Origin of the sequence: Rhizorhabdus antheiae (genome assembly GCF_049889055.1) — a bacterium.
Lineage (GTDB): Bacteria > Pseudomonadota > Alphaproteobacteria > Sphingomonadales > Sphingomonadaceae > Rhizorhabdus.
In genome coordinates, this window is record NZ_JBLTWO010000006.1 from 59,803 (window position 1) to 71,881 (window position 12,079).

Sequence of the window (12,079 nt, forward strand, 5' to 3'; positions counted from 1 at the left end):
CATCACCCTTTCCTATCGCGGGAGCGCTGCCCCCCGCACGAATCAGAAGGACCGCGTCAGCGTCAGGCCGAAGGTGCGCGGCTGGATGAACAGCGCGGTCGGCACGTTGACGCCGTTGCGGTTGTCCGCTGCGGCCACGCCACGCTTGTCGAACAGATTGCGGACATAGACGTTCGCGCCCCAGACCTCGTCGAAGGTCAGGCCACCGCGAACGTCCACGGTGGTATAGCCCGGCAGGGTGATGCGCGGACGGGTCGCGTTCGCCGCATTGGTGACGAAAGTACCCGCACGATCGCCCAGATAGACGACGGTGAACCCGAGGGTTCCCTCGAGCCGGTCGCCGAGCGGGAAGCTCTGGTTCGCGGTGATGTTGGCGGCGACGCGGGCCGAGAATGGCAGACGATCGCCATCGAGGCCGCGCAGCCCCGTCGCGTTGACGATGGTCGGCAGATCCTCGGTCAAGGTCGCGTCGGTGAAGGTCAGGTTGGTATCGATCGTCATGCCCGCCCATGGGGTGAGCGTGGTCGCGAACTCGAGACCGCGGCTGCGCGCCTTGCCGCCATTGGACAGGAAGGTGAGCGAACTGATCGAATCGGTGCCCTGAAGCTGGATGTCCTTCCAGTCGATCTGAAACAGCGAAAGATCGATCGTCAGCAGGCCGGGAACGACCTTGCCCTTGAAGCCCAGCTCATAGTTGATGACCTTGTCCGAGCCGAACGACTGCGGAACCGACGGCGGAGCGGCAATGTTGGGACCGCCGGGCCGATAGCCGGTGGCGACGCGGGCATAGGCGATGATGTCGCGCGAGAAATGGTAACTCGGCGAGATCAGCCACGTGAAGGCGCTGTCGCTGGAGTCCGCGATCGTGGTGCCCGAGCCGAAAACGGGTGCGGTCTGGGCCGAGGTGATCAGGGTGGACTCGTTATGCTGCTTGTTGTGCGCGTAGCGGCCGCCGACCTGAATATCGAGCTTGTCGGTCGCGTGCCAGGTGAGGTCGCCGAAGCCGGCATATTCGCGATAGGTGCCGGGTCCGGTTCCGATATAGGGCGTGGCGGTCAGGCTGCCCGAAGCAATCAGCGTCTGGTTGGTCGCGGCATGCTCGACCGTGTAGAAGCCCCCGGCGAGCCAGGTGAAACTGGTGCCGATATCGCCGCCGAGCCGCACTTCCTGGGAGAATTTATGCGTCTTGTCGGCGTTGGCGATCTGGACGGTCGGCCGCGTCGCGAGGCCGTAGAGCGACCGCAGCAGGCCGCCGAAGACATTGGTCACGTCGCTGGTGATGACATTGTCCGCCCGGCTCCATGCACTGATCGAGGTCAGCGTGACGCCGCCGAGATCGAGTTCCCCGCGCGCCGAATAGAGCTGGAACTTGGCCTTGTTGATCGAATCGAGCGAGCGGATCGTGAGGTCGCCATAGACCGGCTCGAAGGTGGTCCGGGCGGTCGCCGGGATCGGCGCTGCGCCAAGCGTGCAGGCGACGCACACCGGCACGCCGCCCGCGGTGATCGCAAGGTCGCTGTTCATCGCATCGGTCTTCTGCCGCAGCGCGGAGAGGACCAGGCGGAAATTGTCGGCCGGCTTGATCAGCGCGGCGCCGCGAAAGCCCCAGACGTCCCGGGTGTTGACGTCCTTGGCCTTCAAAGCCTGCGGATTGGCATTGTTGAGATAGGGAGCGTCCTCGCGCTTGAAGCCGCTGCCCAGCACCGCCAGCCAGTCGGTGATCGGAACGTTGACCGAACCGCGCAGCGCATAGCCGGTGTCGCCATGCGATACGGCGGTGCCGCCCAGTTCGACACGACCGGAAAAGGCCTGAAGATCGGGCTCCTTGAGCACATATTTGATCAGCCCGCCGAGGCTCGACGCACCGTAAAGCGTACCCTGCGGGCCGCGCAGCACCTCGACCCGGCTGACCGCGCTCGCATCGAAATCCGGCAGCGGCGGCTGGCCGGTGCCGGTGGTACCGCCAAACTGGACATCGTCGACGAGCAGGGCAACGGTCGGTGCCGTAGCGCCACCGGTGGTAACGCCGCGCAGCGCAAGACCTGCGACGCGCTGGTTCGAATATTGCAGGCCGGGCACCCGATCGAAATATTCGGACAGACGGTTGATGTTCTGCGAGGTGAGCGTGTCGGCGGAAATCGCGCTGATCGCCACAGGCACGTCTATCAAGCGCTCGGCACGCTTCTGCGCGGTCACGACGATGTCACCTGCGGCGTTGTCGTCCGCCGGGCGCTTGTCTTGCGCGACGGCCGGCATCGACGCTGCAAGAGCGACGACCGCTGCCGACATGGAGATGGCTTGTTTAAAGGTCTTCATTCTTTCGTACCTCCACTGAACCCACGGATCGCCGCCGCCCCCTTGGACCAGCCGCCTCGCGCGCTACGCCTCGGGCCCGTTCGCCACCCGCAACTATCGTCGTCGGACTTGCGAGCATCCCTAACCGAGGCCGCAACAAATTAGCCGTCGTCGTCCGCCATATTTATTCTGATTCGAACCTGTGGACCGGCTTCGCGCATAGATTTTCGCCGACAGCCGCCGAGTTGGATCAAGATTTACCGGCTTGGGCGCCGAGCTGGCGTCAGGTCAGCCCTGACCGACCGGCTCGAGGCGCTCGCGCATAGGCGCGCAGCCCCTCTTCCAGGCCGCGCAGGCCGGCCTCCAGCTTATCGTCCTCCTGGCAAAACCCGATACGGACATGGCCCGGCGCACCGAAATATTCCCCCGGCGCGACGATGACGCCGCAGCGCGCGATCAACCACTCGGAAAAGGCGCGGCTATCGGTGATGCCGGTCAGCGACGGGAAACAGATGCAACCGTCATCCGGCAACGCTCCGCCCATCAAACCCCCGGCCACCATGTCGTCGAACCACGCCTGGAAACGCGGCCGGCAGCGTTCGACATAGCTGCGCGAATGCTGTTCGAATTCGGCTCCGCTCGACATGACATGCGCAGCGATCGCGTGCGACAAGGTCGACACGCCGAACTCCACGCGACCGTTAAGGCGCCGCAGCGGTTCGAGCACCTCCGGCGCACCGACGATCCAGCCACAGCGCAGTACGCCCAAGCCATAGATCTTGGTCAGGCTCGACAGACTGACGACCGCCGGGGACAGCGCCGAAGCCGGACCTGCACGACGCTCATGCGCAGCATAGTCGCCATAGACTTCGTCGACCACCAGCAGAAAGCCACGCCGTTCGGCGAGCTCGGCCAGTCCCTGCAGCACATCGGGTGCAACCGCCATGCCCGAGGGATTGTGCAGATCGGACAGGACCACCAGTCGGGTATTCGGGCGCAGCAGTGCCTCGACCTTGGCAATATCGATCGCGAAACGGTCACCGCGGCGGTGGAAGCAGTCGATCGAAGCGCCAGAGGCCTCTGCCAGGTGACGAAACAGGTCGAACCCCGGGGTTTCGATCAGCACATGGTCGCCGGGCTTCACGAAAGCGCGATAGATCAGCGACAGGCCGCCAGTGGCACCGGTGGTGCACAGAATCTGATTGCGGTCGACCGCGTAGCGTTCGGCGAGCATGTCGCGAACGAACGGATTCCCGTCACCGAAGGCGCTAACATAATAGCGCGAGAACTGGGGCTCGACCGCCTCCAGCACGGTGTGGCGCAGCAACTCGCGCGGTTCGGGCACCGAGCTTTCGAACAGGCTGACTGCACTGCCCTGGCGCTGGCGAGCGGTAGCCAGTGCGGCACGGACCCAGTCCGCATAGCTTCCTGCGTCGGAGGGCGGCGTCGGCATTGGCGTGGATAACAGGTTCGACATGACGCCTCTCTACCGCCGACGGCCGGCAGTAATTATTCTATCTCGCGAAGGCGGCGCGGCATTGCGCATAATTTGATCGCTTAACCACCCAAAGCGCGGCTGCCCTTGCCGCGCGCCTCGAACCACCGCTTGGCGAACCAGTAGACCAGACCGACGACCAGCCAGGCGCCGACCAGCATATAGGGACGCGGGTCGGCCTCGATCCCGAAGATCCCGACCAGGAGGGCACAGATCACTCCCGCATAACCGACGGCAACGACCGTTCGGGGAGAAAGGCGCAGGGCCGAGCGGGCATGGATCTCCGGATGTCGGCGCGCGACGACCGTGGCCGAGTAGGAGCAGGCCATATATTTGAGCATGGTCGGGACATTTACCGCGAGCAGCAGGAAGATGAGGCTGGGTGGCAGGAACAGCCCGGTCATGGCGCAGGCATAGCCGAGCAGGATCGCCCGGTGCGGCGTCCCGAAGCGGGGGTGGACCGCGCCGATCCCCCGCGGCAGTGCCCCGTTGCGGCCCATGGCGAACAGGCTGCGCGAGAAGGTGAGCGTGGCGGCGTTCATCGACTTGATGATCGAGAGGCAGGCGGCACCGACTATCAGCGGGACCGCCAGGTCGCCCAGCACCACCTGCGACGCCTCGAGCAAGGGTGCCTGGCTCACTGCGAGCTTCTCCGGTCCGATGAGGCCGAGCGCGGTCAGGGCGACCAGCCCATAGACCAGCGCAGTGACGCCGATCGCAAGCGCGATACCGAGCGGCACGTTGCGTTGCGCGTCGCGCACCTCCTCCCCGATCTCGACGGCGGACTCGATCCCCAGAAAGAGCGAGATCATCAGCGGCACGACCGCGAGGATCGCCAGCGGTGGGGCGTTGAGCGGATTGCCGACGAGGACCGGGTCGAAGTGCGGCAGCCCCGTCCCGACGAAGACGGCAAGAATGATCAGCAGCAGCGCCATAAGCTGTGCCTGGACCTTCGCCGCGATCGACACGCCTACATAATTGAGCGCGAAGACGCCGCTTATCGCCACCGCCATCGCCGGCTTGAGCGGGATAGGAAAGACCATGCCGAGATAGCTGACCATCACCTGTGACAGGATCGTCAGCGCGCCGACATTGGCGATGACACGCAGCCAGGCGATCATGAAGCCGACACCCGGATGGATGAAGCGCGTCGGCCATTCGTAGGACGCGCCCGACACCGGCAGCGCCGAGCCGAGATAGGCATAGGCGACGGCAAAGACCAGCATCGGCAAGGCCGCGACACCGATCGCGGCGAGCAGACCCGATCCGGCGACGGCAGCGGTCGGCTGGAGAATGGAGAAGATCGAAACCCCGATGGCGGTGCCGGCACCGAAGGTGACGACGCCGACGAGTCCGACGCTCTTGCGCAGCGTCGCGCGATCGGCGGGCGCGGTCACTTCGCGCCGACCAGGAAGGCGCGCAGATCGGCGGCCAGTGCGGTTCGCGCCTTGGCGCCAAGATAGGGTGCGTGCCCCGATTCATAGCGGCGCACGCTCGTCCGGGAGAGCGGAATACCGGAATGGGTCAGCACATAATCGGCCTCGCCGAGCGGGGTCACGAGATCATAATAGCCGGTACCGATCATCAGCCGCATCGCCGGGTTGCGGTTCATGGCCGTGGCGAGATCGAGCGCATAATTTCTTCCCATCGGCACCCCCGGTCCGAAACCATAATCCCAGCGCCCGTTGACCTCGCGAAAGGCGATCGGTTCATAGGGAATGTCGAGATCGACCCTGAGACGTTTTACCGCATAATCGGCCCAGGCTCCGACGAATCCCGGCACATATTGGCCCATCGCCGGATCATCCGCGACCGGATCGGCCCCCGCCCCCTGTAGGGGCAAGGTGAAGCGCGCATCATAGAGGCCCAGTCGCTGCCCTTGACCGACGAGCAGCCGCTTCGCGAAGGCGCCGCCGTCAATGCGCAGGTCTGCGGGGACCAGGTCCTTCTCGTCCAGCCCCACCAGCGTCGCCAGCTCATGCGCGACCGCCGCTCTGCGGTCGGTGGGCAGGCGGGAGCCGGCGTACAGTGCCGGGAGGTATGTCGTTTCAATGAAGCGCCTCGCCGCCTCGACCTGGCTGGCTGGGGTGCACCCCGCCGGGCCCTTGCCGAAATGGCAGGCGGTGGCGGCAAGCGAAGGAAGGATCGAGAGATAGGCGCGATCGCTTTCGGTACGCTGCATGTCCATCGCCTGACCCAGCAGAACGACCCCGTTGAGGGTAAGCCCGTCCATGCGACCGGTCTGGGTCGGGCCACCCGCCATCATCTGCGCCATCACCGCCGCACGGACGGTGCCGTAGCTTTCCGACACAAGATATTTCGGCGCGTTGATGCGGCCGTGGCGGCTCAGCCACTGCTCGACGACCTGCACCATCGCACCGGCATCCTGCTCGACACCATAAAAGTCGGTGGTTTTGCCGTTGGACAGGACGCGGCTGTAGCCGGTGCCGGGCGGGTCGATCAGCACGATATCGGCGACGTCGAGAGGACTGTCGACATTGTCCACGGTGGTAAAGGGCGCGACGGTCTGCGGCCGGGTTTCATCGTCGAAATCGACACGCTGCGGCCCCAGAAGGCCAAGATGCAACCACAGCGACGCAGAACCCGGACCGCCATTGAAGGCGAAAACCACCGGCCGGTCCGCCGGCTCGCCGACATCGCGGCGCACATAGCTTGTGACGAAGACGCTCGCGCCCGGAAGGCGGAACTCCTCGACCGCCGCGCTGTAGCGCAGCGTCGTCCCTCCAAAGGCCCCGCGCCCCTCTGATCGAAAAATGCGCGGCTGCACATCGGCACCCTCTGAAACAGCCGGCGGGGGCGGACCTGCGATTGCCGGAAGCGGGGCCAGCCCGATCGTCAGACCGATCAGGACGCGATCAATCATCATGGATATGGTCCCCATAGCCGAATCCGACCGGGTCACTGCGGTCAGTGGGAGCCGTGCTCGTCGATGCGGGGCGAATGGTCGGGGCGACGGTGAAGGGTTCTATCCCCAGCGCGGTGTAAATTTCGGAGGGGAAATAGACCGTCCCGCCCTTCATCACCATGCGCGGCCGCCGGATCGCGGCGATGTCGCGCGTCGGATCGCCCGGCACCAGCACGAAGTCCGCCAGCTTGCCTCGGGCGATGGTCCCCAGCCGATCGGTGCGGCCGAGAAACTCCTCAGCGCCCAGGGTCGCGGTCCGCAGCGCCTCCGCCGGCGTGAGACCCGCCTTCACATAAAGCTCGAGCTCGCGCAGGACGAAGAAGCCGGTCGCGTCGTCGGTACCGGGCAGCAGCCGAATCCCCTGTTTGTGCAGCATGCCGACCGTCTCGAGCATCTTGTCATAGCCCGCCTGATAGGCGTCGGCCTCGGCCTTGTCGGCGATCGTGACGAAGGAGCGTTTGCGATAGCGCTGAAAACCGATCGGCATGTGCGAGAGGAAGTCCTCCTGCCCCATCGGCACCTGTCCCGCGCGGCTCATCATCAGCTGTTCGAGGATGACCACCGTGGTGTCGAGTGCGGTACCCCGCTGCTGCATCAGGCGAACGGTTTTCCGGACCGGCTCCGATCGGAGATCGAGCGATCCGCCGCGCGCCATCGCGGTCAGGCGCAGCGTCGTGCGGCTATCCTCCCCAGGCCGCAATATCCAGCCCAGCATGAGCTGGTTGAGATGCGCGATCGAGTCATAGCCGTCCTCGATCACCCGGTCGGGCGTATCGAAGGCCGGAACATGGCCGGTGACGCGCATACCCAGCCGGTGGGCCTCGGCGGCGATCGGCCCGACCCAGTCCGGATTCATCGAGTTGTAGATCTTGATCTCTGCATAACCACGATCGGCGTACCAGCGGACATCCTTCAGCGCCTCGTCGATCGATGCAGGGATGAAACCGAAACGGGCCGAATAGGGGCTGCGGCCCTCGATGAACCCGTTGGGCTGGATGCGCGGCCAGGCGACCTGCCCGGTATCGATCTTGCTCAGCAGATCCTGAAGGAATGCGTTGTCGTTGCCCATATCGCGGGTCGCGGTGACCCCGGCAGCCAGATAGAGCAGGCCCGAAGACAGGGTCGCGTGCGAATGCATGTCGTGCAGGCCGGGATAGAGGGTGCCGCCCTCGCCATCGATCACCGCCTGATCCTCGGGAACCGGCAGGCGATCGTCGGCGATCACCTGCGTGATGCTGTCCCGCATCACCACGACGGTCGACAGCGGAGACAGCCTGCCGCTGTCGGGGTCGAAGATGCGGACATTGCGGATGCGGACGGGGCTGTCGAAGCGATGTGCGAGCTTCTGCTGGAGCGCTAGCGCCTGCTCGGTCTCCAGTTCGACGCCCAGCTTGCCGAGCATCGGGACAGCGGCCTCATATCCCGCGCGGACCGTCGTGCCTTCGGTGCCGGGACCGAACAGCGCGAACAGCTTCAGCTCTTTATCGAGCAGCAGATAGCTGGGGTTGAGCTGTACCCCGGTGAGCCGCCACGCCGTGACCTCGACCGCGGCGCCGCCCTCGCCGATCTCGAACGTCCTGAGCTTCTCGATCGTGATCCGGCCGGAGGGCAGCACCGGGATGCTGTGATCGGGTCGGGCGAGCGCGGCGCGGGCATAGACCCAGGTCGCATAGGGGCTGCCATCGTTGACCACGTAGAGCGGCGGCCGTTTCGCCGCGATGCTTCCGGAATCGGCCTGGCTGCTCCACAGAGCGCGGCCGCCGGAGAAGCGGTAGCTCTCGTCGACTGTGCCGCCCATCAGGGACGTGCCCCTGATCGTCCACGTGACGGGCACGCCATCGGGGCCGAAGCTCAGTTCCTCCCTGTGCTTGGGACCGCGGCCATTATTGTCGACCCGATAGTCGACGACGGTGCGGTCGCCCTGGCTGTCGATCACGACCGACCCGACCTGCTCGCCATTGGCGACGATCGAGAGCCGCTCGGTGGCGGCCAAGGCGGCCGTCGAGACGCCGATGAGCAACGGTATCAGCAGGGCGGAAAGGGCTGGTTTCCTCATGCGGCGGAAACCCGTCCGGTGGCGCGGGCGTGGATATAGGCCGCCGCCGCCAGATCTTGCACGACATGGCCGAGCGACTTGTAGATCGTGATCTGGTTCGCACTTTCACGCCCGATCAGGGTGCCGGCATGAACCTCGCCGATCTCGCCGACGACATGATCGTCGGTGACGAGCCCCGCCGCGCGGGCGACCGCGAGTTCGGCCGACTGGGCCAGAACGCCCGGCCGGTAATCGGCGATATAGCGGCTGGCGGCGACCAGTGCGGCATCGACCTCGACCGGGCCGAGATAGCTCGACCCTATGAGGTTCACATGAGTCCCGTCGCGGACCCATGCGCGCAGCAGGATCGGCTCGGCCGAACCGCTGACCGTACAGATGACGTCGGCCTGCTCGGCGGCGCTCCGTCCGTCGGAGACCGGGTCCACCGACAGGCCGAGCTCCGTCGAAAGCCGGCGTGCGAGCGCGGCCGCGGTGTCGAAGGAACGCCCCCAAAGCAGCACCCGGTCGAAGCTGCGCACATGGCGCAGCGCGCGGACATGGGTCTCCGCCTGCAGGCCGGTGCCGAACACCGCCAGCACGCGCGCATCGGATCGAGCCAACGCATCGGTCGCCGCCGCCGTCGCACAGGCGGTACGGATCGCCGTCACCGCATCGGCATCGCATAGGCTCTCGAGTTCGCCGGTGGTCGCGGAGAAGGACACCACCACCCCCAGATGGCGCGACCGCCCCGGCCGGTCGGGGTCCTTAGCGATGCTGAGCAGCTTGGCGCCGAACCGGTCGATCGCGGGCAGATCGCCCGGCATCAGACCCATGGTGGCATTTTCGGATATGGGAATGATCTGGCGCAGCGGCTGTGCCTTGCCCGCCTCGGACAGGCCGCGCATCGCCTCGCGCATCGCCGCGATGCAGCCGGGATAGTCGAGCAGCCGCTCGACCTGTTCGCTATCGTAGAAGGCGATGCTCATAAGTATCTCCCGGATCAGCGAACGAGGGCGCGGATGTCGCCGCCGATCGCCCTGGCGGTCGCCGCCACCGAATAGCCGGTGTGGCCACCATCATAATAGCGCAGCGTCACGCGCGCCGGGTCCCAGCCCGATTGGGTCGCCAGCAGTTCGGCCGCCCCCATCGTGGTCTGGGTGTCATAGATACCATTGCCGATCAGCAGGCGGAAATCGGGATTGAGCGCCATCATCTTGCTGATGCCTTTGTAATATGGCCAGTCGGCGAAGGGGCTTGAGCCCTCACCCCAGATCCAGTCTTCGAGGCTGCCGATCTCGACCGCCGGGACATAGGGATCCTTCCAATCGACCTTGAGATCCTCGCGCAGATAAATGGGCATGAATCTCTGCACGCCCTGGGCCAGCACGTCGGCCGGATCGGGGCCATTGCCCTGCTCGGTGATCGGCGCGGTGTAGCGCGCGTCCGATCGACCGAGCAGCAGCCCCCGGTCGCGAAGCAGCTCGACCCGATAGCGCTCCTTGGTGATCTTCAGCCCATTGGCCAGATACCAGTCGGCGGAAAGGCCGCTGAATTCCGCGAGGCGATCAGCGACGCGACGCCGGTCGGCATCGGACGCAGCACTGCCCTGATAGAGAGTGGTCAGATAGTCGCCCTTCGCGAAGCTGCGCGCGTCGGCGAGGAAGGCTTCGAGCGTGCGCCCCCTGCAGTCGGCCTTGCCATGATAATAGGCGATCGCGGCGATGGTGGGCAGCGAGGCGACATAGCTTGTGACATTGGCGGGGCGCTGGGAATATTCGACGATATTGGCGGCCTGGCCATAGAGAAAGATGCCGGCCAGCTTCAGCGGCTCGGCGCCGTCGGCCAATATCCCGGCGATCTCGGCCGCGCGGTTGGTGCCATAGCTTTCCCCCGTCAGATAGACGGGTGAGCGTTCGCGGCCATGCACCTTCAGCCAGGCGCGGATAAAGGCGACGAACTGGGCAGCATCGGTCCTGACGGAAAAATAGGCGCGGGGATCGGTTCCCGCCGCGACCCGGCTGAAACCGGTCGAAGCCGGATCGACGAAGACCATGTCGACCGCATCGAGCGGCGAATGGACATTGTCGACAAGGGCGAAGGTCGACGGATCTGCTTTCACGTCGTCCGGATAGGCCACGCGCTTCGGACCGATGCCACCGATGTGGAGATAGTGGGAGGCGACGATCGGACCGCCGTTGAACAGGAACATCACAGGCCGGGTCGCCGGATCGATCCCGTCGCGGGTATAGGCGAAGCTGACGATCCGGGCCCCCTGACCAGCGGCGGTCGTTACCGGCAGCCCCGCGACGGTTGCGGTGTAGGTGATCGTCTGCCCGCCAAACCGGCCCTTGTGCTTCGTGACGACAGCCGGATGGTCGACCGGTTCGACTACCGTCCGGACATCGCCCTGCGCTGCTGCTGCCGGTTGCGCCATGGCGGCGCACAGTCCGACGCTTGCAGCGAGCATGGCGCGGCCGACAGCTGTTCTGAATCTCATGCGCGAGAAACCCTCCGAGCGAGCAATTTATGGGCGCCATCGCGAAATGATTATGCGAAGTTGTGCCGGACATGCTGCTCGACTGCATAGAAAATCCGGCGGCATCGCCGCCAGACCCTTCCGCAACCTGTCTTGCTGCCATGGTGCCATGCCGGGAACCACGACCCTTACAGGCAAGCTTAGTCGGCATGGCCCGAATTGCGGGTAGATTTATGTTGCGCAAAGACAGCTGCTGCCGGAGATATTGAGGCGGAAGCTGGGGGGTATCATGAGCGAAGCGCTGACGCCGATCGACATCAAGATCCTGGAACAGATCCAGAAGGACGCGGCGCTCTCCACGGCCGAACTGGCGGAGCGCGTGGGCCTTTCGCAATCGCCCTGCTGGCGCCGGCTCCAGCGGCTGCGCGACGAGGGCTATATCGTCGGGCAGGTGGCCGTGCTCGATCGCAAGAAGTTCGGCGACAGCCTCTACATCTTCGCAACCCTGAAGATGGTGACCCTGAGCGAGGAGCTTCGCGCAGAGTTCAATCGCAAGGTCGAGAACACGCCCGAGATCGTCGAGTGCCACACCATCTTCGGCGAGCGAGACGTGATGCTGAAGATTATCGCGGAATCGCTCGACTGGTATCAGAAGTTCATCTTCCGGGTGATCCTGAAGTTGCCCGGCGTCCAGGATGTCCAGTCGACGGTGACCCTGTCGGAAATCAAGCAGACGACCGCGATCCCGGTGCGCAGAAGCCGATTCTGAGACGCGACCGGCCGCACGTCGCCATGTTCGGTCAGGACAGCAGACGGGCCGGCACATTGACGGCAGCGCCTCGGCGCGGCGCG

At 65.3% G+C, this 12,079-nt stretch carries 8 protein-coding genes; 1 reads left to right on the forward strand and 7 read right to left on the reverse strand.

Annotated features, from left to right (window positions below):
* Nucleotides 1-42 precede the first annotated feature (42 nt).
* The 7 genes from ACNI3R_RS12630 to ACNI3R_RS12660 form a co-directional block, all read right to left on the reverse strand.
* Entirely contained in the window at nucleotides 43-2,316 is a 2,274-nt protein-coding gene (locus tag ACNI3R_RS12630; RefSeq protein WP_426183795.1) for a TonB-dependent receptor, read from the reverse strand.
* A 262-nt stretch (nucleotides 2,317-2,578) separates the two neighbouring features.
* Nucleotides 2,579-3,772: a pyridoxal phosphate-dependent aminotransferase gene (locus ACNI3R_RS12635; RefSeq protein ID WP_426183797.1), complete on the reverse strand. Its 1,194-nt coding sequence runs from the start codon at nucleotides 3,770-3,772 to the stop codon at nucleotides 2,579-2,581.
* Between the two features lie 80 nt (nucleotides 3,773-3,852).
* On the reverse strand, nucleotides 3,853-5,187 hold the full coding sequence (locus ACNI3R_RS12640) for an APC family permease (RefSeq protein WP_426183799.1): 1,335 nt from the start codon (nucleotides 5,185-5,187) through the stop codon (nucleotides 3,853-3,855).
* Entirely contained in the window at nucleotides 5,184-6,677 is a 1,494-nt protein-coding gene (locus ACNI3R_RS12645) for a S10 family peptidase (RefSeq protein WP_426183801.1), read from the reverse strand. The genes ACNI3R_RS12640 and ACNI3R_RS12645 overlap by 4 nt, the downstream gene beginning before the upstream one ends.
* Nucleotides 6,667-8,772, reverse strand: a complete 2,106-nt coding sequence (locus ACNI3R_RS12650) for an amidohydrolase family protein (protein ID WP_426183803.1) — start codon at nucleotides 8,770-8,772, stop codon at nucleotides 6,667-6,669. Before ACNI3R_RS12650 ends, ACNI3R_RS12645 begins: the two co-directional genes overlap by 11 nt.
* The gene (locus tag ACNI3R_RS12655; protein ID WP_426183805.1) at nucleotides 8,769-9,737 is read right to left on the reverse strand and encodes an ornithine cyclodeaminase family protein; all 969 of its coding nucleotides are present in this window, start codon (nucleotides 9,735-9,737) and stop codon (nucleotides 8,769-8,771) included. The genes ACNI3R_RS12650 and ACNI3R_RS12655 overlap by 4 nt, the downstream gene beginning before the upstream one ends.
* Nucleotides 9,738-9,751: 14 nt before the next feature.
* Nucleotides 9,752-11,248 (reverse strand): S10 family peptidase, encoded by a 1,497-nt coding sequence (locus ACNI3R_RS12660; RefSeq protein WP_426183807.1) that lies wholly within the window; start codon nucleotides 11,246-11,248, stop codon nucleotides 9,752-9,754.
* Between the two features lie 268 nt (nucleotides 11,249-11,516).
* On the opposite strand from ACNI3R_RS12660, the gene ACNI3R_RS12665 reads away from it, so the two are divergent.
* The gene (locus ACNI3R_RS12665) at nucleotides 11,517-11,996 is read left to right on the forward strand and encodes an Lrp/AsnC family transcriptional regulator (RefSeq protein WP_426183809.1); all 480 of its coding nucleotides are present in this window, start codon (nucleotides 11,517-11,519) and stop codon (nucleotides 11,994-11,996) included.
* Nucleotides 11,997-12,079 lie beyond the last annotated feature (83 nt).